This window comes from Burkholderia sp. AU31624 (assembly GCF_020420065.1).
Lineage (GTDB): Bacteria > Pseudomonadota > Gammaproteobacteria > Burkholderiales > Burkholderiaceae > Burkholderia.
The window spans coordinates 1,002,859-1,025,803 of sequence record NZ_JAIZRT010000003.1; the positions used below are offsets into that span (position 1 = coordinate 1,002,859).

A 22,945-nucleotide genomic window follows, 5' to 3' on the forward strand; every position below is an offset into this window, starting at 1 on the left:
CGCCTGCCGCGCGGCTCCGCTTCCTGCTTCCCGTCTTCAGGCGGCCACGCGGCCGCCCGTCATCGCGCCGACGCGCGTGAGGAAATGCTCGCCGTCGCGCCGCCCGAGATCGTACGCATGCCGCATCTGCGACGGGCTCGTGTAATCCCAACTCGAAATCGGTACCTTGCTCGACGGCTGCACGTACAGCCGCCGCTGCTCGCCGTGCGCGACCGTGAACATCTGCGGGCGCGGGTACAGCCGCGTGACGAGCACCAGCACGTCGCCGGGCGTCGGGTCGAGCGCGTCGACCGGCACGTTGTCGACCATCCCGCCGTCGAGCACGGGCCGGCCGCCGCGGCGCAGCACCGGCGTGAACGGTGGCGTGCAGGACGACTGCAGGATCAGGTCGGCGAGATCGTCGACGCGCGTGCAGGCCTGCGCGCGCACGAATTCCGGCCGAAAGCCGAGCGAGCGCCCGAGCGTCGGATGCAGCGTCTTGCGCACGTACTTCTCGATGTTGTACGCGACGAGGCCGGCGGCCACCGCGCTGCGCGCGCCGAGCCAGCGCGGCACGTGCGACACGCCGATGCGGATCTCCGGCGCCGCGGCCAGCTTCGCGAACGGCTCGCCGTAGATGTCGAGCAGCGCCTGACGGTAAATCCGGTAATGCGGAAACACGGGCTCGCGCCCGAACAGGTTGCCCCAGTACGCGTTCTTCCGGTTGTGGCGCAGCGCCTCTTCGTAATAGCGCATCACCCAGGCGGCGTCGCGCGTATACAGCATGCACGCGGTCGCCGCGCCGGCCGAGATGCCGGTGATCACGCGCGGGCGCAGGCCGAGGGCCGGCTGGGCGACGTCCCAGAAGCCAGCCTGCCACCAGCAGCGATTGCCGCCGCCCGCAAAGACGATCTGGTCGAACATCGCGCCGCTCAGCTGACGAGCGCGTAGGTCGACGTCGCGTGAACGGCCATCTTGCCGTCCTCGTCGAACAGCTCGACTTCGCCGAATACGAGATTGCGGCCCATCCGCAGCACGCGCGCGGTGACGAGCACGTCGCCCTTGCGCACGGGCCGCATGAAGTTCGTGTTCAGCGATACGGTGGTCATCGGCCGGAACTCGCCGAGCGCGACCGAGATCGCGACCACCATCGCGGTGTCGGCGGCCGCCGTGAACACCTGGCCGCAGATGATGCCGCCCGAATGGCGGAATTCGCCGGAAAACGGCAGGCGCAGCGTAACGCTGTCGTCGCCGATCGACACGGGGACCAGACCGAGCGAGCGGACCCAGGGGGCCAGCAGGCGATCCAGCAATTCGCGGACTGCGTTTTCGTCCATCTTCGAAAGCCCAGAAAGCGTTGCGCGACCGCCGCGCAACACGTGTGGCGTCATCATACCGGGAGCGCGGAAACTGCGATCGCTCGTGCTCGGGCCGGCACCTGCCGTAGCGGTGACGAAATATTTTCAGGAAATTTGCAGAAAGGGCTTGCAAGACCTCAAATACCCATGCATAATCTTTCTTCTGTTGGGGGCGTTAGCTCAGTTGGTAGAGCAGCGGACTCTTAATCCGTAGGTCGAGTGTTCGAGTCACTCACGCCCCACCAGGAATTCCGAAGCCCGGTTAGCGAAAGCTAACCGGGCTTTTTCCTTTTCCGCCGTCGCACGCGCAGCGCGCGCCCTGTCGCAGTACGCCACCACACGCCCGCTCCGCATCGTTTCCGCTAGAATCGTCCGACAAATATCACACGACCGGCGCAGGCACTGCCGTTTGCCCGCCGGCACTGAGAGAACATGGGACGTCAGACATGGAAGCATGTAACCGAGACGCGACCATTCAGAGGGCCTGGTTGCGCCGATATCGGCGAGTCCGTCGGGACACGCCGTTCCCAAGATCACACCGGCATCCGCAGTGCGACGCACGAACCGGATCCGGCCATGCCGGGTAAGGACGCGCTCGTCGCGCTGGCGCTCGGCGTCGTACTGCTCGTACTGGCAGGCGTAATCGCCGTCACGGCCGGCCAGGCGACCGGCCACCTCGTGCGCACGCCGGGCACGGTCGTCCGTATCGTGCAGGACAGCGACGCGATGCGCGCGTACCGGCCGATCGTCGCGTATCTCGCGAACGACGGCCAGCGCCGCGAGGTCGCCGGCAATACCGCGTCGACCATCCCCGCCTACGACATCGGCGAGAACGTCGACGTCCTGCTCGATCCCGTCCATCCCGAGCGCCCCGCGCTGATCGACGATTTCGCGCAACGCTGGTTTCCGGCGGCGGTGGCGGCGCTGCTCGCCGTCGCGTCGTTCGCGATCGGCGCCCTGCTGATCGCCGGCAAGCGCCACCGCATGCAATCCGATGCGCCGCCCACCCGCGCCGAGCGCAAGCAGGCGCGACGCCGCTGGGATATCGCGATCGTGCTGATTCCGATCACGATCGGCACGGGCTTCATTGCGGGTGCCGGTGCGGCCGGCCTGCGTCAGTGGCAGATCGCCCACCACTACGCGCGCTCGACCGGCCACGTCGTCGAGATCGCAAAAAATGCACGGTCAGCCCGCTCGCGCACGTCGCTGTATTCGGCGATCGTCGCCTTCACGACCGACAGCGGACGCCAGATCACGTTCGCCCAGGGCGCGGCGGCGTCGCATCCGGGCCTGCAGGAAGGCGAAGCGGTCAACGTGCTGTACGACCCCGTCACCCCCGAGCGCGCGGTCGTCGACCGCTTCTGGGATCGCTGGGGCCTCACAGCCATCCTGCTCGCAATCGGGGCGCCGTTCCTCGCGGCCGGGCTGTTCGTCGCCGCGACGCTGTGGCCGGACCATCGGTCGCACGAAGTCGCCCCATGACGCTCGCGCGCCGGCCGCGCATCGCCTGCCACGACAACCGGTACGGCGCGCGCGTCACCGCTCCCTGAACGCCTCCACCTTCGCGCGGTTCCCGCACGTGCGCATGTCGCACCAGCGGCGCCCGACGCCACGGCCGCGATCGACGAAGAACCACGTGCACCGGCCGCACTGCCTCACCCGCGCGAAATCGTCGCTGCGCAGCAGTTGCTCGAAGCCGAGTGCAGCCGCGTCGACCCAGCGCGACGCGGCGCGCGCGTCCGGCCGCCACGCGAACCGGCCGTCGACCGCCTCGAACGCGCTGCGCCCGATCGCCTCGCGAATCGCGACGGCGAGCCGGTCCGCCGCGCGCGCGCCGGCCGTGCCGCCGCCTCCGGCCGTCAGGTGCGAGATCGCCGTGTAGGCATCCTCGCGAAAGCGATGCAGCGCCGCCAGCGCGTCCGCGTCGTCCTGCCGCGCATGACGCAGCAGCCGCGCCAGATCGGCCGGCGCCAGCAGCCCCGATCGCTCCGCCCACGCATGCACGGCCGGCCAGTCGACGAGCTTGTCCGCGTCGCGCGTCTTGCCCGTATCGGCCACCGTGTTGAGGAAATCGAGCGCCGGATGGCCGCCGACGAAATCGCCTGAACCCCATGCGTGCGCGGCCCGCGCGGGCTCGTGTCGAGTAACCATTTATTTTCACCTATCGGTTTCACACCCAGGCAATCCGGAGTAACCTGTTAATAACCAAAACAGGTTAGCACGGAGATGCCGATGCTCGAACTCGCCAATCGCTTCATTTTCGAAGGCCACCGGATTGCCTGGGGAACGATCGGCGAAGGCCCGCCGCTCGTGCTCGTGCACGGCACGCCGTTTTCGTCGCAGGTGTGGCGCCGGATCGCACCGTGGCTCGCGCGGCGTCATCGCGTGTTCTTCTACGACCTGCTCGGTTACGGTCAGTCCGACATGCCGGACGCGGACGTGTCGCTCGGCCGCCAGAACCGGCTGTTCGGCGCGCTGCTCGACGAGTGGAACATCTCACGCCCCCGCGTACTTGCTCACGACTACGGCGGCGCAACCGTGCTGCGCGCGCACTTCCTCGACGGCGTCGCCTACGCGGAGCTCACGCTCGTGAATCCGGTCGCAATCGCACCGCAGGGTTCGCCGTTCGTGCGTCATGTCGCGCAGCACGAAGCCGCATTCACCGGACTGCCTGCGTATGCGCATCACGCGCTCGTGTCGGCGTATCTCGGCAATGCCGTCGCGCGGCCGCTGAGCGACGACGCGCTGTCGATCTACCGCGCACCGTGGCTCACGCCCGACGGTCAGGCCGCGTTCTATCGCCAGATCACGCAGATGCGCCAGCGCTACATCGAGGAAGCCGAGGCGCGTTACGCGCCGCCGGACTTTCCGGTGCGTATCGTGTGGGGCGAGGACGACGCGTGGATTCCGCTCGAACAGGGGCAGGCGCTCGCCGATCGCATCGCGAACGGCCGGCTGATCAGGGTGCCGCGCGCGGGCCACCTGGTGCAGGAAGATGCGCCGGAGGCGATCGTCGCGGCGGTGCTCGACGCATCCGGGCAAGATTGACGCCCGCTGTCGCGCATGTCGCATGCCGCGTCAGAACACCGGCACGCCCTGCGCGAGCGTCGAGATGAACTTCGCGGTGCGCGGATCGCGCGGGTCGCCGAACAGGTCGCGCGACGCACCGGCTTCGACGATACGGCCTTCCGCGAGAAACACCGCGTCGTGTGCAATCGACGCGGCCAGGCGCAGGTCGTGCGTCGCCATCAGCATCGTCGTGCCTTCCCGTGCGAGCTGGCGCAGCACCTCGACCACTTCGACGGACAGTTCCGGATCGAGCGCCGACGTCGGCTCGTCGCACAACAGCACCTGCGGCGACGGTGCGAGCGCACGCGCGATCGCGACGCGTTGCTGCTGGCCGCCCGACAGCGTGCCGGGCCACGCGTCGGCCTTGTCCGCGATGCCGACCTTCTCGAGCAGCGCGAGCGCGCGTTCGCGGGCTCGCTCGCGCGGCCAGCGCTGCACGGTGACGAGCCCTTCCATCACGTTCTGCACGACACTCAGGTGCGGAAACAGCTGGAAGTTCTGGAACACCATGCCGGTCTGGCGGCGCACCGCGAACACGGCGTCGCGCGCCGGCCGCTGCGCCGGCGAAAAGTCGATGCGGGCGTCGCCGACCGTCAGCGTGCCCGCCTCGGGCACCTCGAGCAGGTTCACGCAACGCAGCAGCGTGCTCTTGCCGCTGCCGGACGGCCCGATCAGCGCCGTCACGCTGCCGGGCTGCAATGCGAGGTCGATTCCCTGCAGCACACGATGCGTGCCGAACGACTTGTCGATGCGTTCGAGCCTGATCATCGCAGTTCCGCCTGGAACAGCGCATGACGGCCGAAGCGGATTTCGAGGCGACGCTGCAGCGTGGACAGCACCGAGCTGAGCAGCAGATAGACCAGCGCGGCTTCCGTATAGAGAATCATCGGCTCGTAGGTCACGGCCGCGATCCGCTGCGCGGCCTGGAAGATTTCCGGCACGGTCAGCACGGCCGCGAGCGACGTGTCCTTCACGAGCGAAATGAATGAATTCGACAGCGCCGGCAGCGCAACGCGCGCGGCCTGCGGCAGGATCGCGCGGCGCAGCGCCTGCGGGCGCGTCATCGCCATCGAGTACGCGGCTTCCCACTGCCCCTTCGGAATCGATTCGATCACGCCGCGGATCACCTCGGCGTTGTACGCGCCGACGTTCAGCGAGAAGCCGATCACCGCGGCCGTCAGCGGATCGAGCACGATGCCGACGCTCGGCAAACCGTAGAAGATCACGAACAGCTGCACGAGCAGCGGCGAACCGCGAAACAGCCAGATGTAGAAACGCATGGCGGCCTGCGCCCAGCGCGGCCCGAACAGCCGCGTGAGCGCCGCGCCGAAGGCGAGCAACAGGCCGATCGCGAACGACGCGAGCGTGAGCGGTACCGTAAACACGAGCCCCGCGACGAGCAGGGGCCGCAGCGATTCCGCCATCAGGTGAAGCCAGGCCGGCATCGTTCAGCCTCGCGTCACGGTTGCGACACGTCGCGGCCGAAATACTTCTGCGAGATCTTCGCGTAGGTGCCGTCGGCCTTGATGTCCGCGAGCGCCTTGTCGATCGCGGCCACCAGCGCGGGGCTGCCCTTGCGCAGCAGCACGCCCGACGCGTCGCTCGCGCCGCCCGTGTCGGTCGCCGCGATCTTCAGTTTCGCGTCCGGCTTGTGCTTGCGGAAATCGAGGTACGACAGCGAATCGTTGATCGTCGCATCGACGCGCCCCGAGCTCAGCAGGTCGATCGATTCGTTGAAGCCCTGCACGGGCACGACGTCCGCGCCGTGCGCGGCCGCGAGCTTGCCGAAATTGCTGGTCAGCGTGTTCGCGGATTTCTTGCCCTTGAGGTCGTCGAACGAGCGGATCGTCGTGTTGTCGGCGCGCACGATCAGCACCGCGCGCGATGTGATGTACGGCGTCGAGAAATCGTATTTCGCCTTGCGCGCGTCGGTGATCGACACTTCGTTGACGACCGCGTCGTAGCGGTTCACGTCGAGGCCGGCGATCAGCCCGTCCCACTTGCCTTCGACGAACTGCGGCTTCACGCCGAGGCGCTGCGCGATCGCGGTCGCGATGTCGACGTCGAAGCCCGTCAGCTTGCCGGTTTCGTCGTGGTACGTGAACGGCGCGTACGTGCCTTCGGTACCGACCCGGAACACGCCGGACGACTTGATCTGCGACAGGTCGTCGGCAGCCAGTGCGCTCGTGACCGAAACGGCCTGCAGCATGGCGACGACCAGGATGGAGCGAAGGAATTTCATGGTGCGGACCCCGAATGATTGGAGGGAATGATCCCGCGGCACACGCATGCCGTTCGAGAGGTCCGCGAATTCTACCGACGCGTCGATGCGCGGCAAAAACGCAAATCGGCTATCGATATGAGCCGATAGAATAACGCGCGCACCGGCCGCGAAACCGGTGCGCGCGGCTTACGCGTCACTTACCACGGCAGCGAATACGTCTTCGTATTCGTGAAGCTCTTCATCGCTTCCTGCACGCCTTCCTTGTAACCGAGCCCCGAATCCTTCACGCCGCCGAACGGCGTCAGTTCGAGCCGGTAGCCCGGCACCTCGCGCACGTTCACGCTGCCGACTTCCAGCTCGGTGATGAAGCGCGTGATGTGGTCGAAGCGGTTCGTGCAGACCGACGACGACAGCGCATAGTCGGTGCTGTTCGACATCCGGATCGCGTCGTCGATGTCGCGGAAACGCATGATCGGCGACACGGGGCCGAAGGTTTCGTATTTCACGAGCGGCATGTCGGGCGTCACGCGATCGATCACCGTCGGCGAATACAGCGCGCCGCTCCGCACGTTGCCGACCAGCAGCCGCGCACCGCGCGCGATCGCATCGTTCACCTGCTGCTCGCAGAACTTCGCGGCGGCCTCGTCGATCACCGTGCCCATGTCGACCGACGGATCGGACGGATTGCCGTACGACCACGCACGCGTTTTCTCGACCACCAGTTCCGTGAAGCGATCGGCCACCGCCTCGTGCACGAGCATCCGCTTGATCGCCGTGCAGCGCTGGCCCGAGTTTTTATACGAGCCCGACACCGCGAGCGTGCTCGCTTCATCGAGATCGGCGTCTTCCATCACGATGATCGGATCGTTGCCGCCGAGTTCGAGCACCGCACGTCGGTAGCCCATCCGCGACGCGATCGACTTGCCGATCGACACACCGCCCGTGAACGTGATGAGATCGATCGCCGGGTTCGTGATCAGCTCGTCGGCAATCTCCTTCGGATCACCGGTGAGCACTTGCAGCATTTGCGGCGGTAACCCGGCTTCGTACAGGATGTCCGCGAACAGGTAGCACGACAGCGGCACCTTCTCCGACGGCTTCACCACGATCCGGTTGTTGGTCGCCACCGACGGCACGATCTTGTGCGCGACCTGGTTCATCGGGTGATTGAACGGCGTGATCGCGGAAATCACGCCGAGCAGCGGGTCACGCTGCGTGTATACGCGGCGTTTCTTGCCGTGCGGAGTCAGGTCGCACGAGAAGATCTGCCCGTCGTCCTTCAGCACTTCACCGGCGCCGAACGTCAGCACGTCGGCCACGCGGCCGGCTTCGTACGTCGAATCCTTGATGCACAAGCCGGCCTCGGCCGTGATCAGCGCCGCGATCTCGGCAGTGCGCGAGCGCACGATGTCGGCCGCGCGGCGCAGGATCGCCGCGCGATCGTGGCGCGTGAGCGTCGGCCGGTAGGCACGTGCGGCGGCAAACGCGCGCCGCACGTCGTCCAGCGTCGCCTTCGGCACGGTGCCGACCAGCGCGCCGTCGTACGGGTTGCGCACTTCGATTACCGCGTCCCGATGAATCCGCTCGCCGTCGATTCGCAGTGCTTCGCGACGAATCTCGCGGACGTCCGTCGATGCTGCAATGGCGTTCATGAGTGTGTCCCCTTACGGATGCGTGCGCATCACTGCAGATGGTTGAGCGCGATGTCGATGATGTCGAAGTTGCGCAGCCGCGCGCGGCCCGAGACGTCGCCGGCGACCGGCTTGCTGAAGATCAGCGGCACGATCTGCTCGGAGATCCCGCCGTGCGAGCGCAGCGGCACGTCGAGGCCCGACAGGTCGTGCTTGATGCGGCGCGTGCCGAGCACGACATCCTGCTTCGAGATCACGATCAGGTCGCCCATCCGCGCCGGCGGCAGCTCGAAGCGCGCGCAGCCCTCGGCGCCCGTCAGCACGACCTCGATGCCGTCGACCGCGGCGAGCCGTGCGCGCAGCGCTTCGGTATCGGCCGACGCCGGCACGTAGACGGTCGCGAACGAGCCGAGCGCGCCGTGGTGCACGACGTACGGATCGGTGATCGGCAGGATCACGCGCGCCGCGTCCTCGCCGAGCCACTCGTCGAACAGCTCCTGCAGGTAGATCACGTTCGGCTCGCCGGTTTCATCGTCGTGCTTCGCGTTCATCCCGTGGTCGGCCGTGATCGCGACGATCGCGCCGAGCGCGTCGAGGCGCTGCAGGTAGGTGTCCATCATCGCGTAGAACGCATTCGCGCCTTCCGTGCCGGGCGCGCACTTGTGCTGCACGTAGTCGGTGGTCGACAGGTACATCAGGTCGATCGGGCGCGTCTCGAGCAGGCGCACGCCGGCCGCGAACACGAATTCCGAAAGGTCCGCGCTGTACACGCTCGGCACCGGCTTGCCGACCAGCTCGAGCACGTTGTCGATGCCGTTTTCCTCGATGCTCGCCTCATCGGCCTTTTCCGACGAGAAGCAGATGCCCTTCAGCCCCTTGCCGAGCAGGCGGCGCAGCTTGTCCTTCGCGGTGACGACCGCGACTTTCGCCCCTTGCTCCGCGAAGGTCGCGAGCACGGTCGGTGCGACCAGGTACTTCGGATCGTTCATCAACACTTCGGCGCCGGTGTCGCGATCGTAGAAGTAGTTGCCGCTTATCCCATGCACCGCCGGCGGCACGCCTGTCACGATCGACAGGTTGTTCGGGTTCGTGAAGCTCGGCACCACGCATTCGCCCTTGAGCGCCGTGCCCGGCTTCAGCAGCGTGCGCAGGAACGGCGCGACGCCGGCCTCGGCCGCTTCTTCCAGATATTCGTACGCGCAGCCATCGACGCACACGACCACCACGGGCCGGCTCATCCAGTTGTAGCGGCGGCCGTTCACTTCCACGGATACAGGCGTTTCATTCATGACGTTCATTCCTTTCAGGTCGAAGGGGTGAGCCGTCGGCGCCCGCGCCGCGCCGAAGGGAGGTGTTTTCCATGCTTGACATTAAAATTGATGATTTGTAGATTGTCAACAACATGCAGAGAACAGAAAGCAAAACAACGGTGCAGCAAGAGGGCTGGTCTCCACTCATCCGCCGCGTGCCGCGGCGCCACAGTCAAGGGGTCTGAAGATGAACGAAGTGCCGGTAAACAAGCGTTTGAACGCATGGGCGGCGGGCGCGGCCCGCTTCGCGCTGGCCGCAGCGGTCGCGCTCGGCGCGGTGCAGGCGGCGCACGCGAAGACGTCGCTGCTCGTCTATACCGCGCTGGAAGACGAGGCGATGAAGCCCTACAAGGACGCGTTCGAGAAAGCGAACCCCGATATCGAGATCCGCTGGGTGCGCGACTCGACCGGCTCGGTCACCGCGAAGCTGCTCGCGGAGAAGAACAACCCGCGCGCGGACGTCGTGCTCGGCCTCGCCGCGTCGAGCCTCACGCTGCTCGACCTGCAGGGCATGCTGATGCCCTACACGCCGAAGGACTTCGACCAGCTCACGCGCAAGTACAGCGACGCAAACACGCCGCCGCACTGGGTCGGCATGGACGTATGGGGCGCGACGATCTGCTACAACCGCGTCGCCGCGCAGGCGAAGGGGATTCCGAAGCCGACGTCGTGGGAAGACCTGACGAAGCCCGTCTATAAAGGCGCGATCGTGATGCCGAGCCCGGTTTCGTCCGGCACCGGCTACCTCGACGTGACCGCTTGGCTGCAGACCTTCGGCGACGACAAAGGCTGGAAATTCATGGACGCGCTCGACAAGAACGTCGCGCAGTACGTGCACTCGGGCTCGAAGCCGTGCACGCTCGCCGGCACCGGCGAATTCCCGATCGGCATCTCGTTCGAGTTCCGCGGCCACGAACTGCAGTCGCAGGGCGCGCCGATCGATCTCGTGTTCCCGAAGGAAGGGCTCGGCTGGGACATGGAAGGCACCGCGATCATGAAGACGACGAAGCAGCCCGACGCCGCGAAGAAGCTCGCCGACTTCATGGCGAGCAAGGAGGCGAACCAGATCACCGCGCGCTGGTGGGCGATCGTCGCGTACCCGGGAGTCGCGCGCAAGCTCGCCGGCATCCCCGACAACTACTCGGACCTGCTCGTGAAGAACGACTTCGTATGGTCGGCGAAGAACCGCCAGTCGATTCTCGATACATGGCAGAAGCGCTACGGCGCGAAAGCGCAGCAGTAATGTCGCGACCCGCCGCGGGGCCGCGCCGCGCGCCGCCCCGCGCCACCCTTTCCATCGTCGAATCCGGCCCCCGGGCCGCCCCAGCATGGAGGCGCGCATGGCACCTTATCTGAGCGTAGAACGCATCGAGAAGCGGTACAACGACACGCAGGTTCTCACCGACATCAACCTGAGCGTGATGAAGGGCGAAATGATCTGCTTCCTGGGGCCGTCCGGCTGCGGGAAGACCACGCTGCTGCGGATCATCGCCGGGCTCGAGACGCAGAACGCCGGCCACATCATGCAGGACGGCCGCGACATCTCGCGGCTGCCGCCGCAACTGCGCGACTACGGGATCGTGTTCCAGTCGTACGCGCTGTTCCCCAACCTCACCGTGTACGACAACGTCGCGTACGGGCTCGTGAACCGCAAGATGAAGCGCGACGCGATCCACGAGCGCGTGCATACGCTGCTCGCGCTGGTCGGCCTGCCCGACAGCCATCGCAAGCATCCGGGCCAGCTGTCCGGCGGCCAGCAGCAGCGCATCGCGCTGGCACGCGCGCTCGCCACCTCCCCCGGCCTGCTGCTGCTCGACGAACCGCTGTCGGCACTCGACGCGCGGGTGCGCGTGCGGCTGCGCCAGGAGATCCGCGCGCTGCAGCAGCGGCTCGGCGTGACGACGATCATGGTCACGCACGATCAGGAAGAAGCGCTGTCGATGGCCGACCGCATCGTCGTGATGAACCACGGCGTGATCGAGCAGATCGGCACGCCGCTCGAAATCTACCGGCAGCCGGCGTCGCCGTTCGTCGCGGACTTCATCGGCCGCGTCAACACGATTCCCGCCGAAGTCGCGCAGGACGGCACGCTGCGCGCGGGCGCGGTCGGCCTCGACTGTCGCCATGGCACGGCACGCCCGGCGCAAGGCGCGGCGGTGTCGGTCTACGTGCGGCCCGAGGACCTGCGCATCCGCGTGCCGGGCGAGACGGCCGACAACGTGCTGGCCGGCCGCGTCGAGAAGCTCGAATTCCTCGGCGCGTTCTGCCGCGTGAGCTTCCGGATCGACGGGCTCGACGGCCAGGAGATCGTCGCCGATCTGTCGTATCACGACGTCGACCGCACCGGCGTGCAGGCCGGCGCGCGCATCGACCTCGCGCTCGATCGCGAGCATGTCCGCGTGTTCCCGAGCGCGAAGGAGCGACTGCAATGAGCACCGTCCTGACCGAGCGCCGCCGCAGCGCCTCCGCCCCCGCCGACGTGCGGCAGATCACGCACTGGCACGACCGCATCGCGCAGCTCGCGCTCGTCGCGATGGCCGCGCTGATGTCGATGTTCCTGCTGCTGCCGCTCGCGCTCGTCGTGCAGAAATGCTTCGTCGATGCGGACGGACGCTTCGTCGGCGCGCACAACTTCGTCGCGTATCTCGAGGACAGCGGCGTGCTGCGCTCGATGCTGCATTCGCTGACGGTCGGCGCCCTCGTCACGTCGATCGTCGTGCCGATGGCGTTCACGTTCGCGTATGCGCTGACCCGCTCGTGCATGCCGCTGAAGAACGCGGCGCGCACGATCGCGCTGTTGCCGCTGCTCGCGCCGACGCTGTTGTCCGCGGTGTCGTTCATCTACTGGTTCGGCAACGCGGGGCTGCTCAAGCCGCTGCTGCACGGCCATTCGATCTACGGGCTGCCGGGCATCGTGCTGAGCATGGTGTATGCGTCGTTCCCGCACGTGCTGATGATCCTCGTCACCGCGCTGTCGCTGGCCGACGGCCGGCTCTACGAGGCCGCCGACGCGATGGGCACGAGCCGCATCCGCAAGTTCTTCACGATCACGCTGCCGGGTGCGAAGTACGGCTTGATCAGCGCGACGATGGTGGCGTTCACGATGTGCATCAACGACTTCGGCGTGCCGGTCGTGATCGGCGGTTCGTACAACGTACTGTCGACCGACATCTACAAGCTGATCATCGGCCTGCAGGATTTCAACCGCAGCGCGGTCGTGAGCCTGATGCTGCTGTGCCCGGCGCTCGTCGCGTTCGGCGTCGACTTCTTCATCCGTCGCCGCCAGCAGTCGCAGCTCGGCGCGCGCTCGACGCCGTACCAGCCGAAGCCGTCGCGCGGCTTCGACGCCGCGATGCTCGCATACTGCGGCATCGTGTGCGCGTTCTTCATCGCGGTGGTCGGCATCTCGGTGTTCGCGTCGTTCGTGAAGTTCTGGCCGTACCAGATGACGCTCGGGCTGCAGCACTACGAGATGGGGCTGATCGGCGCGGGCATCTTCGACGCGTACAAGAACAGCCTGCGGATGGCCGCGACTGTGGCACTCGGCGGCACGATCGTCGTGTTCGGCGGCGCCTACCTGATCGAGAAGACGCGCGGCGCGCGCTGGCTGCGCGGCTTCATCGCGCTGTGCGCGATCCTGCCGATGGGCGTGCCGGGGCTCGTGCTCGGCATCAGCTACATCTTCCTGTTCAACGCGCCCGGCAATCCGCTGAACGGGCTGTACGGGTCGCTGTGGCTGCTCGCGATCGTCACGGTGGTGCACTACTACGCATCGAGCCACCTGACCGCCGTCACCGCGCTCCGGCAGATCGACAGCGAGTTCGAGGCCGTGTCCGCGTCGCTGAAGGTGCCGTTCTACAAGACCTTCGTGCGCGTGACCGTACCCGTGTGCCTGCCCGCGATCCTGCTGATCGCACGCTACCTGTTCGTCAACGGGATGACGACGGTCTCGGCCGTCGCGTTCCTCTACTCGCCCGACACGCAGCCCGCATCGGTCGCGATCCTGAACCTCGACGACGCGGGCCAGATGGGCCCGGCCGCCGCGATGGCCACGCTCGTGCTCGCGACCTCGTCGTTCGCGTGCGTGCTGTTCGCGTGCATCTCGCATCGACTGTTGCGCCGTACGCAGGCGTGGCGCAATCCGCATCGCCGTTGATTCTTTGACCGTATTCACGTGACGTCCCGACTTCATCAAGGAGACACCATGACGCTCGCCGCCCAGCCCATCCTGCTCACCCCTGGCCCCCTGACGACCTCCGACACCACGCGCGACGCGATGCTGCGCGACTGGGGATCATGGGACAGCGACTTCAACGCGATCACCGCGCGCTTGCGCGAGCGCCTGCTGCAGATCGTGCACGGCGAAGGCACGCACGAATGCGTGCCGCTGCAAGGCAGCGGCACGTTCTCGGTCGAAGCGGCCCTCGGCACGCTCGTGCCGCGCGACGGCCACGTGCTCGTGCCGAACAACGGCGCGTACTGCCAGCGCATCGCGAAGATCTGCCGCGTGCTCGGCCGCCAGCTGACGACGATCGACTACAGCGAGGATCGCCGCGTCGATCCGGCCGACGTCGAGCGCGCGCTCGCCGCCGATCCGACCATCACGCACGTCGCGCTCGTGCACTGCGAAACGGGCGCCGGCGTGCTGAACCCGCTGCACGACATCGCGCAGGTCGTCGCGAAGCACGGCCGCGCGCTGATCGTCGATGCGATGAGCTCGTTCGGCGCGATCGACATCGACGCGCGCACGACGCCGTTCGACGCGGTGGTCGCGGCATCCGGCAAATGCCTCGAAGGCGTGCCGGGGCTCGGCTTCGTGATCGCGAAGCGCAGCGCGCTCGAACGCTGCGAAGGCAACAGCCACTCGCTCGCGATGGACCTGTACGACCAGTGGGTCTACATGCAGCGCACGACTCAGTGGCGCTTCACGCCGCCGACGCACGTGGTCGCGGCACTCGACGCCGCCGTCGCGCAATACGTCGACGAAGGCGGGCTCGCGGCACGCGGCGGCCGCTACCAGCGCAACTATCGGGCATTGATCGACGGGATGCTCGCGCTCGGCTTCCGGCCGTTCCTCGATCCGGCGATCCAGGCACCGATCATCGTCACGTTCCATGCACCGGACGATCCGAACTACGACTTCAAGCGGTTCTATCAGGAGGTCAAGCAGCGCGGCTACATCCTGTATCCGGGCAAGCTGACCGAGGTCGAGACGTTCCGGGTCGGCTGCATCGGCCACTTCGGCGAAGCCGGCATTCCGGGCGCCGTCGCCGCGATCGCCGACACGCTGCGGGCCATGGGCGTGCGTCGCGTGTCGGCGGAAGCGGCAGCGTGACGTGACGTGACGTGATGTAACCCGCCGCATGCACGTTCGCATGCGGCGGCCGTCATTTTTTCGGGCCGTGCGCGGCACGCCCCCTTTTCGACGAACCTTCCCATGCGACCCTTCTGGATCGAACAAGCGCTGTTCAACGACGGCGATCTCGCCCCCGCGCTGCAAGGTGCGACGCAGGCCGACGTGTGCATCGTCGGCGGCGGCTTCACCGGGCTCTGGACCGCGATCCAGGCGAAGCAGCAGAACCCCGCGCTCGACATCGCGATCGTCGAGGCCGATCTGTGCGGCGCGGGCGCGAGCGGTCGCAACGGCGGCTGCCTGCTCACGTGGTCCGCGAAATTCCTGACGCTTCGGCGGCTGTTCGGCGAAGCCGAGGCGATCCGGCTCGTGAAGGCATCCGAAGCGGCCGTGCAGCACATCGCCGATTTCTGCCGTGCGCACGACATCGATGCGGAGCTGCGGCTCGACGGCACGCTGTACACCGCGACGTCGCGTGCACAGGTCGGCACGCTCGCGCCGGTGCTCGACGCGCTCGCCGCGTGCGGCATCCACAGCTACGAACCGCTGCCGCCCGCCGAAGTCGCGCGCCGCTCGGGGTCCGCCCGCAACCTTGACGGCGTCTATTCGCCGATCGCCGCGACCGTGCATCCCGGCAAGCTCGTGCGCGGGCTGCGCCGCGTGGCGCTCGCGATGGGCATCCGGATCTACGAGCGCACGCCGATGCTCGACTTCACGCCCGGGCTGCCGGCCGTCGTGCGCACGCCGTCCGGCAGCGTGCGCGCGGGCAAGCTCGTGTTCGCGATCAACGCGTGGATGGCCAGCCGATTTCCGCAGTTCGAGCGCACGATCGCGGTCGTGTCGAGCGACATGGTCATCACCGAGAAATGCCCCGAGCTGCTCGAGAAAACCGGGCTCGCGGACGGCGTGTCGGTGCTCGATTCCCGGATCTTCGTCTACTACTACCGCACCACCGCCGACGGGCGGCTGATGCTCGGCAAGGGCGGCAACACGTTCTCGTGGCGCAGCCGCATCGCGCCCGTGTTCGACCGGCGCTCGCCGTACGAGGCGCAACTCACGCAAAGCCTGCGCGAGTTCTTTCCGTCGCTCGCGGGCGTGCCGGTCACCGCGAGCTGGAACGGGCCGTCGGATCGCTCCGTCACCGGCTTCCCGTTCTTCGGCCGCCTCGACGACGCGCCAAACGTGTTCTACGGCTTCGGCTACTCGGGCAACGGCGTGGGGCCGACCTACATGGGCGGGCAGATCCTGTCGTCGCTCGTGCTCGGCCTCGACAACGCATGGACGCGCAGCCCGATCGTGCGCGGCCCGCTGGGTCATTTCCCGCCGGAGCCGATCCGCTATGTCGGCGCGCACGTCGTGCGCAATGCGATCCGCCGCAAGGAGCGCGCGGAGGACGAGAGCCGGCCGCCGGCGGCCGTCGATACGTGGCTCGCGAAATTCGCGAGCGCGGCCGGGAAGGCTGACAAGGCGTGACGATGCGTTGACCTTCAGGTCATGCATGACCTGAAGCCGCAATGAAAAAAGGGACGCTGCGAAGCGTCCCTTTTTCATTGTGCCGTACGCGGCAACCCGCGCGAGCGCCGCCGCGCACTTACGCGCGCACGGGCTTTTCCCGCGCCGACTTGCCCGTCGAGGGCAGGCCCTGCTCATGCGTGCGGCGCATGCGCGCGAGGCCGTGCGACACGTGCTCGCGCACGAGCGCCACCGCCTGCTCCTCGTCACCGCTCGCGAGCGCCTGCACGATCTTGTCGTGCTCGGCCGCGGACACGGCGATCGCATCCTCCTCGGCCTCGATCGCCGCCTGGCGCAGCAGGCCGAGCTGGCGCACGAGCCGGCGGTAGGTATCGGTGAGGTGCGTATTGCCGACGCCGACGACCATCGCGTCGTGGAACTGCACGTTCAGCTCGGTATAGCGCGTGACGTCGTGCGTCTTCGCGGCATCCTTCATCGACTGGATGATGCCCTTCAGCACCTTCAGCGTGTCGGGCGAGATGCGCTTCGCGAGCGCGCGCGCGACCGACTCGTCGAGCATCGCGCGCACTTCGTAGATCTCCTCGGCCTCGCGCAGCGGCACGACGCGCACCGTCACGCCGCGGTTCTTCTCGTTGCGCAGCAGGCCGGCCTGCTCGAGCGCGCGGAACGCTTCGCGCACGGGGCCGCGCGACACGTTCAGCTTGGTCGCGATCTCGACTTCGTTGAGCTTCTCGCCGGGCGCGTATTCGCCGGAGACGATCGCGCGCTCGAGCATGTCCTGGACGATCATCGCGAGCGACTGGCTTTGCAGGAGTTCGATGGCGCTGAGCGCGTTCGGGGCTGTCATGGTCGGGCAGGCAGCAGGGCTGCGGTAGAAAACGAGGGCGCCATATCGGCGAATGATCCTTGTATACCCTCGGCCCGACACATTGTCAACAGTCTTCAGTTTCCAAAAACCAATTCCGCCTGCCGGAATGCCTCCGAAGCGCGACCGGCAGGCAGCGCTCGCGCGGCGGGCTGACTTCGCCCGCCTCGCGCGACGCGTGGCGGCCGTCAGGCCGTCGGGTGCTTCACCGGCCCCGGATCGCTTTGGCTCGGCCGGCCCGTCTCGACGTGGCCCGCGAAGCGGCGCACGACCTTGTCGTCGCCGCCGCGCAGCGTCGTCGCGGTGATCGTCAGATCGTACCAGCCGTGGCTCGACGACAGCTCGAAGTGATCCTCGATGCGCTCGCCCGGCTCCAGCGTGTAGGTCCGCGCATGCTTGTGGCTGTATGCGTTGTCGACCGTCACGCGGCACGTCGCGCGCCCGCTGTTGCGCAGTTGCAGGTACACGTGGCGGTTACGCACGTCGTAGCCGATCCGCGCTTCGGGGTTCGCATGGCGGCCGTCCGCCGCGAGCCGCGTGTTGCCCTGGAACTCGCACAGATAGCCGTTCGGGCCATACGCCGCGAGATGGTAATCGCCGCGCGCGGCCGACGTGTTCCACGTGTCGACGAAGCGGTCGTGCGCGGACACCGCATAGCGGCGCGGGGGCGTCGTCGGGTTGCGGCGGTCGTACACGTAGAACGCGGCGCCTGCGTCACCGGTGTTCGCGAAATCGAGCGACACGCTGTCGTCGTGCCCGCTCACGCGGCTGTGCACGAACAGCTCGTACGGCAGCGCACGTGCCGGACGCGTGCCCGGCTCCTGCGTCGGCATCGACTGCTGCGCGGGCACCTGGTACGCCTGGCCGGCCGTCGCGATGTGCTGCGGCACCGTGAAGCTCACCGTGCGCGTGTCGGGGCGCGCGGAGAAGTCGAATGCCGACGTGAGGTCGCCGCAGATCGACCGGCGCCATGCGCTGATGTTCGGCTCCTTCACGCCGAAACGCGCTTCGAGGAAACGCAGCACCGACGTATGGTCGAACGTCTCCGAGCACACCCAGCCGCCCTTCGTCCACGGCGAGATGATGATCAGCGGCACGCGCGGCCCGAGGCCGATCGGCTGGATGCCGCCCGGGTCGGCGCCCGGCACGAGCGGGCTCATTTCGCCCGGGTACTTGTTCAGGTCGAGCAACTCGTCGCCGAGATTCGACAGCAGGTTCGACGACACGATGCCCTGGCCGCCCACGCCGCTCGTGACCGGCGGCACCGGCGGCACGACGTGGTCGAACAGCCCGTCGTTCTCGTCGTAGTTCAGGATGAACACCGTCTTCGCCCACACTTCCGGGTTCGACGTGAGCGCCTCGAGCACCATGTTGATGTAGAACGCGCCGTCCGTCGGCGATGCCTGCGGGTGCTCGCTGTACTTGTACGGCGATACGATCCACGACACCTGCGGCAGCCGGTTCGCCTGCACGTCCGCCTTCAGCTCGGCGAGCGTGTGGTCCGACGCGCCCTTGTCGACCAGCGGGCCGCTCGCGCCTTCCTTCACCTGGAAGCGCTTGAAGAACATCAGCGAATTGTCGGTGTAGTTGTCGGTCGGGTCGCCCGGGATACCCGTGCCGCCCTGGTACACCTTCCAGCTGATCTTCGCGTTCTCGAGGCGTTCCGCGTAGGTCGTCCACGTGTAGCCGTTCACATCGTCGCGCTCGCCGATGCCCGGGCCGTTCGGCGGGTTGCCGTAGATGTTGCGCGGGTCGACCGTGCCGGTCCACAGGTAGATGCGGTTCGGCGCGGTGTCGGCATGTGCGGAGCAGAAATACGAATCGCAGATCGTGAACGCGTCGGCCAATGCGTAGTGGTACGTGAGATCCTGGCGCTTCAGGTAGCCCATCGTCAGCACGTCCTGCTTCTGGTTCACCCACTGGTCCCACTGGCCGTTGTTCCAGGACAGGTGGCCGCTGCTCCAGCCGTGGTTGGTGCCCGGCTGGAATTCGGTCGTCTGCTTCGGATCGAGGTAGAACGGCAGCACGTACGGCGCCGACGGATCGAGGCCGCGCGAATGGTAGTTCTTCGTGAACACCGAAGCCGGCGGCTGCTGCCACACCGGCGCACCGCTCGGCAGCAGGTGCGGGCGCGGGTCGTTGAAGCCGCGCACGCCGCGCAGCCCGCCGAAATAATGGTCGAACGAACGGTTTTCCTGCATGAAGATCACGACGTGTTCGACGTCGCGGATCGTGCCCGTGCGATAGGCGGCCGGCATCGCCAGCGCATTGCGGATAGCGGGCGGGAAGCCCGCGTAGGCGGCCATCGCGCCGGCCGACTGCGCGGCGAGGCGCAGGAAATCGCGTCGATTGTTCGAGGACATGAAGAGAACCCTGTTGTCGGTAGGAGTGGGGCGCCGGTCGAGCGGGGCCGGCGGTGGTGCGTTGCCGTTATTACCCCGCATCGGCGTGTCCCGGCCGTGACCGGTTACCGCAGGTTTCTTTGGGTTACCCCCAGGAATTTTTTCGAAGCGGCGCACGACGCGTCTTTCATCCGGCCGACATACGCGTGCGCTACGCTGACGCGCGATACAGAGGGGAGAAGCCGAGTCGTGTTCGATCAGCTGAAGGCGTTCCACGCGACCGTCCGGCAGGGCAGCATCACGCGCGCCGCGCGCCACCTGGGCGTGAGCCAGCCGACGATCGCCGCACAGATCCGGCAGGTCGAGCAGGTGTACGGCGTCGAGCTGTTCTACCGCAGCGGCCGCAAGCTCGAGGTCACCGAGACGGGCATCGAGCTGCTGCCGCTCGTCGAAAAGATGATCGCGCTCGAGGCGCAGGCCGACATCATGCTGCGCAACGTCGGCGGCCTGTTCGAAGGCCACCTGCGGATCGGCGCGACGGGGCCGTACTACATCATGGACGCGGTCGGCCGCTTCTCGCACGCGCATCCGTCGATCGCGCTCACGTGCCGGATCGGCAACTCCGAGGAGATCCTGCAGGCGCTGCAGGAATTCCGCATCGATCTCGCCGTCTCGTCGCAGCGCAACGATGCCGACGGCCTCGAACGCAAGGTGATCTCGACCGACCCGCTCGTGCTCGTCGTGCATCGCAATCATCCGCTCGCGCGCTTCGACGCGATCGATCCGGCGCAACTCGCCGACGTGCGGCTGCTGATTCGCGAGGAAGGCTCGGTCACACGCCGCTGCACGGAGACGATTCTCGACGCGGCCGGTGTCGCGGCCGTCTCGGTGGCCGAGATCGGCAGCCGCGAAGCGATCCGCGAGGCGATCCTGCACGGCGTGGGCGGCAGCCTGTTTCCGCTCGGCGAGGCCGAACGTCATCCGGATTTGCGCGTGATCGCGCTGCGCGGCGTCGACACGACGATCGACGAATACGTGTACTACCTGAAGGCGCGCCGCCAGAGCCCGGCGATCGACGCGTTCCTCGCGTGCATCCTGCCGGCGGGCAGCGACGCGGCCGGGACGGAAGAAGCAGGACGAACGGCGCGGCGGGCGAACGCACGCTGAACTGCCGCGCGTTCGCCGGCTCCGCACACTACTGGCGCTTTTCTCGCGCCTTCCCTCGCTTTTTCCTCGTGCCTTCCTTCTGTCGTCGCGCTCACCTCACTTCGGCAGCGCCGGAATCATCCACGTCAGCACGTGCTGCTGCATGAACACCAGCACACCGAGCAACAGCGTGAGAATCACGCTGTGCCAGAAGGTGCGCGCGAATACGACACCTTCCTGTCCTTTCAGGTCCGTCGTCGATACACCCGTCGCGATGTTCTGCGGCGAGATCATCTTGCCCATTACGCCGCCCGACGAGTTGGTCGCGGCCATCAGCACCGGATCGAGGCCGAGCTGCCGCGCGGCGACCACCTGCAGGTTGCCGAACAGCGCATTGCCCGACGTGTCGCTGCCGGACAGGAACACGGCGATCCAGCCGAGCGACGCGGACACCAGCGGGAACAGCGCACCGGTCGACGCGACGCCGGTGCCGAGCGTGTAGCTGATCCCCGAGTAGTTCAGCAGGTACGCGAGCCCGACGATCATCATCACCGTGACGATCGCGATCCACGTCTGCCGCCAGGTCTTGACCACGCAATCGAAGAAATCGCCCACGCCGGTGCGCGTCAGCGCGGCCGTGATGATCGCCGAGAGCAGGATCGCGGTGCCCGTGCCGAGCGGCTGGAAGTCCCAGATCGCCGCATACGGCTTGTGATACAGCGACACGAACACGGCGTTGTGCAGGCCCGGCCACTTGATCTTCACGTCGCCGACCGCCGCGACGTTCGCGTGCACCCACACGATCACGACCACCGACACGACGAGCCACGGCAGCCAGCCGCCGAAGCCCGCACGCGCGGCGCCGGCCGTTGCCGGCACGCTGCGCGCGAGCGCGTATTGCGGATCGGGCTGCGGCTTCCACACCTGCAGGAAGCCGATCGTGACGATCAGCGACGTGAGCGACGACAGCACGTCGGTGAGCTGGTAGCCGAGGAAGTTCGACGTGACGAACTGCGCGATCGCGAAACTGCCGCCCGACACGAGCAGCGCGGGCCACAGCTTCGAGATCGAGCGCAGCCCGCCGTATGCACCGACCACGTAGAACGGCAGCAGCAGCGCGAAGAACGGCAACTGGCGGCCGACCATCTGCGCGAGCGTCGCGGGCGGCAGCGACGTGACCGCGCCGAGCACGGTGATCGGCACGCCGAGCGCGCCGAACGCAACCGGCGCCGTGTTGAACAGCAGCGTGTAGGTGAGCGCTTCGAGCGCGGGGAAGCCGAGCGCGATCAGGAGGGCGCTCGTGATCGCGACCGGTGTGCCGAATCCCGAGATCCCTTCGAGCAGGCAGCCGAACGAGAACGCGACGACGAGCAGCACGAGGCGGCGATCGTCGGGCAGGTTGTCGAGCATCCACTGCCGGAACTGGTCGAAGCGGCCCGACTTCACCGCGATGTTGTACAGCAGCAGCGCGTTGAAGACGATCCACATCACCGGCACGACCGCGAGCGCCATGCCCGCGCCGACCGCGTCGAACGCCAGCCCGGCCGGCATGCCCCATGCGCCGATCGCGACCGCGAGGCCCGCGACGAGTCCGGCGAGCGACGCCTGCCACGCGGGGCGGCGCAGCACGCCGAGTGCGATCAGCGCGACCGCGATCGGGATCGCGGCGACGAGGAAGGACAGCAGCAGAGAGTTGGCGACCGGCGTCAGCGGCTGTGCGAAGACGATGCCGGGCGGTAGGGCGTCGGTGGGGTTCATCGTGTCTCCAGATGTCGACCCGAGTTGGCGCTTTAGCGCTTACTCGGGTCCCATGCCTTGCGCTGACGACCCGAGCTGGCAACGGGATGCCCCGGGTTCGGTACAAGGCGATGTCCTGCGGTCACGACAACGATCAGGCGCTTGCGCACGCAACGACGTTGCACGGCCAACCGATCAGTCGCTTAAAAGAGGTTAGGAGGCGCGCGGCGCTTGTACAAGGAGGACAAGCCCGATCCGTGCCGACCCGATACGCCTGCGCCGCCGCCCGCTGACCGGGAGCAGGCAGCCCGCTGTCGTATTCGACAGAAAGCCCGCCGCGCAATGTTGCACATGCGGCAAAGGTGCCTGACGACGCGCGGGATGTTTCGTTGGGCGTCCGAAGCCTAGACTGGTCGCATCGATTCCGCCCGCGCCGGCCATAGCAGGCACGGCACCGG

At 67.4% G+C, this 22,945-nt stretch carries 19 protein-coding genes and 1 tRNA gene; 9 read left to right on the forward strand and 11 right to left on the reverse strand.

Annotated elements, in window-relative coordinates:
- Positions 1 to 36: 36 nt before the first annotated feature.
- The gene (locus tag LGM89_RS14955; protein ID WP_089441282.1) at positions 37 to 903 is read right to left on the reverse strand and encodes a patatin-like phospholipase family protein; all 867 of its coding nucleotides are present in this window, start codon (positions 901 to 903) and stop codon (positions 37 to 39) included.
- A gap of 8 nt (positions 904 to 911) precedes the next feature.
- A complete protein-coding gene (locus tag LGM89_RS14960) occupies positions 912 to 1,316 on the reverse strand; it encodes a PaaI family thioesterase (RefSeq protein WP_059232891.1) in 405 nt (134 codons plus the stop codon).
- A 190-nt stretch (positions 1,317 to 1,506) separates the two neighbouring features.
- Between LGM89_RS14960 and LGM89_RS14965 the strand changes: the two genes are divergently transcribed.
- Both LGM89_RS14965 and LGM89_RS14970 read left to right on the forward strand, forming a co-directional pair.
- A tRNA-Lys gene (locus LGM89_RS14965) sits at positions 1,507 to 1,582 on the forward strand.
- Between the two features lie 187 nt (positions 1,583 to 1,769).
- Positions 1,770 to 2,819: a DUF3592 domain-containing protein gene (locus tag LGM89_RS14970; protein ID WP_089495857.1), complete on the forward strand. Its 1,050-nt coding sequence runs from the start codon at positions 1,770 to 1,772 to the stop codon at positions 2,817 to 2,819.
- Between the two features lie 54 nt (positions 2,820 to 2,873).
- Here the strand turns inward: LGM89_RS14970 and LGM89_RS14975 are convergent, their stop codons facing one another.
- Positions 2,874 to 3,488: a CGNR zinc finger domain-containing protein gene (locus tag LGM89_RS14975; protein ID WP_226273310.1), complete on the reverse strand. Its 615-nt coding sequence runs from the start codon at positions 3,486 to 3,488 to the stop codon at positions 2,874 to 2,876.
- 81 nt (positions 3,489 to 3,569) lie between these two features.
- Between LGM89_RS14975 and LGM89_RS14980 the strand changes: the two genes are divergently transcribed.
- Positions 3,570 to 4,385 carry an alpha/beta fold hydrolase gene (locus LGM89_RS14980; RefSeq protein ID WP_226273311.1) on the forward strand — a complete coding sequence of 272 codons (816 nt, stop codon included), beginning with the start codon at positions 3,570 to 3,572 and terminating at the stop codon, positions 4,383 to 4,385.
- A 30-nt stretch (positions 4,386 to 4,415) separates the two neighbouring features.
- Here the strand turns inward: LGM89_RS14980 and LGM89_RS14985 are convergent, their stop codons facing one another.
- From LGM89_RS14985 to phnA, 5 genes are all read right to left on the reverse strand, one after another.
- Positions 4,416 to 5,174: an amino acid ABC transporter ATP-binding protein gene (locus tag LGM89_RS14985; RefSeq protein ID WP_089441285.1), complete on the reverse strand. Its 759-nt coding sequence runs from the start codon at positions 5,172 to 5,174 to the stop codon at positions 4,416 to 4,418.
- The gene (locus LGM89_RS14990; RefSeq protein WP_226273312.1) at positions 5,171 to 5,851 is read right to left on the reverse strand and encodes an amino acid ABC transporter permease; all 681 of its coding nucleotides are present in this window, start codon (positions 5,849 to 5,851) and stop codon (positions 5,171 to 5,173) included. Before LGM89_RS14990 ends, LGM89_RS14985 begins: the two co-directional genes overlap by 4 nt.
- Positions 5,852 to 5,865: 14 nt before the next feature.
- Complete coding sequence (locus tag LGM89_RS14995) at positions 5,866 to 6,648, reverse strand: amino acid ABC transporter substrate-binding protein (protein WP_043185191.1); 783 nt, start codon at positions 6,646 to 6,648, stop codon at positions 5,866 to 5,868.
- Between the two features lie 179 nt (positions 6,649 to 6,827).
- Positions 6,828 to 8,282 (reverse strand): phosphonoacetaldehyde dehydrogenase, encoded by a 1,455-nt coding sequence (phnY, locus tag LGM89_RS15000; RefSeq protein WP_226273313.1) that lies wholly within the window; start codon positions 8,280 to 8,282, stop codon positions 6,828 to 6,830.
- A 29-nt stretch (positions 8,283 to 8,311) separates the two neighbouring features.
- Positions 8,312 to 9,550 (reverse strand): phosphonoacetate hydrolase, encoded by a 1,239-nt coding sequence (gene phnA / locus LGM89_RS15005; RefSeq protein ID WP_089461845.1) that lies wholly within the window; start codon positions 9,548 to 9,550, stop codon positions 8,312 to 8,314.
- Between the two features lie 208 nt (positions 9,551 to 9,758).
- On the opposite strand from phnA, the gene LGM89_RS15010 reads away from it, so the two are divergent.
- The 5 genes from LGM89_RS15010 (at position 9,759) to LGM89_RS15030 (ending at position 16,397) form a co-directional block, all read left to right on the forward strand.
- Positions 9,759 to 10,814, forward strand: a complete 1,056-nt coding sequence (locus LGM89_RS15010) for a putative 2-aminoethylphosphonate ABC transporter substrate-binding protein (RefSeq protein ID WP_089441287.1) — start codon at positions 9,759 to 9,761, stop codon at positions 10,812 to 10,814.
- A gap of 97 nt (positions 10,815 to 10,911) precedes the next feature.
- Entirely contained in the window at positions 10,912 to 12,003 is a 1,092-nt protein-coding gene (locus LGM89_RS15015) for a putative 2-aminoethylphosphonate ABC transporter ATP-binding protein (RefSeq protein ID WP_060223952.1), read from the forward strand.
- The gene (locus LGM89_RS15020; protein WP_226273314.1) at positions 12,000 to 13,727 is read left to right on the forward strand and encodes a putative 2-aminoethylphosphonate ABC transporter permease subunit; all 1,728 of its coding nucleotides are present in this window, start codon (positions 12,000 to 12,002) and stop codon (positions 13,725 to 13,727) included. The genes LGM89_RS15015 and LGM89_RS15020 overlap by 4 nt, the downstream gene beginning before the upstream one ends.
- A 48-nt stretch (positions 13,728 to 13,775) precedes the next feature.
- The gene (locus LGM89_RS15025; RefSeq protein WP_226273315.1) at positions 13,776 to 14,906 is read left to right on the forward strand and encodes a 2-aminoethylphosphonate--pyruvate transaminase; all 1,131 of its coding nucleotides are present in this window, start codon (positions 13,776 to 13,778) and stop codon (positions 14,904 to 14,906) included.
- Between the two features lie 102 nt (positions 14,907 to 15,008).
- Positions 15,009 to 16,397 (forward strand): FAD-dependent oxidoreductase, encoded by a 1,389-nt coding sequence (locus LGM89_RS15030; protein ID WP_226207968.1) that lies wholly within the window; start codon positions 15,009 to 15,011, stop codon positions 16,395 to 16,397.
- Positions 16,398 to 16,515: 118 nt separating this feature from the next.
- On the opposite strand, the gene LGM89_RS15035 is transcribed toward LGM89_RS15030, so the two are convergent.
- A complete protein-coding gene (locus LGM89_RS15035; protein WP_226273316.1) occupies positions 16,516 to 17,244 on the reverse strand; it encodes a phosphonate utilization associated transcriptional regulator in 729 nt (242 codons plus the stop codon).
- A 206-nt stretch (positions 17,245 to 17,450) separates the two neighbouring features.
- Positions 17,451 to 19,625 carry a phosphocholine-specific phospholipase C gene (locus tag LGM89_RS15040; RefSeq protein ID WP_089431859.1) on the reverse strand — a complete coding sequence of 725 codons (2,175 nt, stop codon included), beginning with the start codon at positions 19,623 to 19,625 and terminating at the stop codon, positions 17,451 to 17,453.
- Positions 19,626 to 19,853: 228 nt separating this feature from the next.
- Here LGM89_RS15040 and LGM89_RS15045 point away from each other — a divergent pair, with 228 nt between their 5' ends.
- On the forward strand, positions 19,854 to 20,771 hold the full coding sequence (locus LGM89_RS15045) for a LysR family transcriptional regulator (RefSeq protein ID WP_226273317.1): 918 nt from the start codon (positions 19,854 to 19,856) through the stop codon (positions 20,769 to 20,771).
- Positions 20,772 to 20,867: 96 nt separating this feature from the next.
- On the opposite strand, the gene LGM89_RS15050 is transcribed toward LGM89_RS15045, so the two are convergent.
- Complete coding sequence (locus LGM89_RS15050; protein ID WP_089495866.1) at positions 20,868 to 22,508, reverse strand: L-lactate permease; 1,641 nt, start codon at positions 22,506 to 22,508, stop codon at positions 20,868 to 20,870.
- Positions 22,509 to 22,945 lie beyond the last annotated feature (437 nt).

Excerpts from the sequence above, each read along its gene's own strand:
- LGM89_RS14955 (WP_089441282.1), bottom strand. The coding sequence starts at position 903 with ATGTTCGACCAGATCGTCTTTGCGGGCGGCGGCAATCGCTGCTGGTGG.
- LGM89_RS14960 (WP_059232891.1), bottom strand. The coding sequence starts at position 1,316 with ATGGACGAAAACGCAGTCCGCGAATTGCTGGATCGCCTGCTGGCCCCC.
- LGM89_RS14970 (WP_089495857.1), top strand. The coding sequence starts at position 1,770 with ATGGGACGTCAGACATGGAAGCATGTAACCGAGACGCGACCATTCAGA.
- LGM89_RS14975 (WP_226273310.1), bottom strand. The coding sequence starts at position 3,488 with ATGGTTACTCGACACGAGCCCGCGCGGGCCGCGCACGCATGGGGTTCA.
- LGM89_RS14980 (WP_226273311.1), top strand. The coding sequence starts at position 3,570 with ATGCTCGAACTCGCCAATCGCTTCATTTTCGAAGGCCACCGGATTGCC.
- LGM89_RS14985 (WP_089441285.1), bottom strand. The coding sequence starts at position 5,174 with ATGATCAGGCTCGAACGCATCGACAAGTCGTTCGGCACGCATCGTGTG.
- LGM89_RS14990 (WP_226273312.1), bottom strand. The coding sequence starts at position 5,851 with ATGCCGGCCTGGCTTCACCTGATGGCGGAATCGCTGCGGCCCCTGCTC.
- LGM89_RS14995 (WP_043185191.1), bottom strand. The coding sequence starts at position 6,648 with ATGAAATTCCTTCGCTCCATCCTGGTCGTCGCCATGCTGCAGGCCGTT.
- phnY (WP_226273313.1), bottom strand. The coding sequence starts at position 8,282 with ATGAACGCCATTGCAGCATCGACGGACGTCCGCGAGATTCGTCGCGAA.
- phnA (WP_089461845.1), bottom strand. The coding sequence starts at position 9,550 with ATGAATGAAACGCCTGTATCCGTGGAAGTGAACGGCCGCCGCTACAAC.
- LGM89_RS15010 (WP_089441287.1), top strand. The coding sequence starts at position 9,759 with ATGAACGAAGTGCCGGTAAACAAGCGTTTGAACGCATGGGCGGCGGGC.
- LGM89_RS15015 (WP_060223952.1), top strand. The coding sequence starts at position 10,912 with ATGGCACCTTATCTGAGCGTAGAACGCATCGAGAAGCGGTACAACGAC.
- LGM89_RS15020 (WP_226273314.1), top strand. The coding sequence starts at position 12,000 with ATGAGCACCGTCCTGACCGAGCGCCGCCGCAGCGCCTCCGCCCCCGCC.
- LGM89_RS15025 (WP_226273315.1), top strand. The coding sequence starts at position 13,776 with ATGACGCTCGCCGCCCAGCCCATCCTGCTCACCCCTGGCCCCCTGACG.
- LGM89_RS15030 (WP_226207968.1), top strand. The coding sequence starts at position 15,009 with ATGCGACCCTTCTGGATCGAACAAGCGCTGTTCAACGACGGCGATCTC.
- LGM89_RS15035 (WP_226273316.1), bottom strand. The coding sequence starts at position 17,244 with ATGACAGCCCCGAACGCGCTCAGCGCCATCGAACTCCTGCAAAGCCAG.
- LGM89_RS15040 (WP_089431859.1), bottom strand. The coding sequence starts at position 19,625 with ATGTCCTCGAACAATCGACGCGATTTCCTGCGCCTCGCCGCGCAGTCG.
- LGM89_RS15050 (WP_089495866.1), bottom strand. The coding sequence starts at position 22,508 with ATGAACCCCACCGACGCCCTACCGCCCGGCATCGTCTTCGCACAGCCG.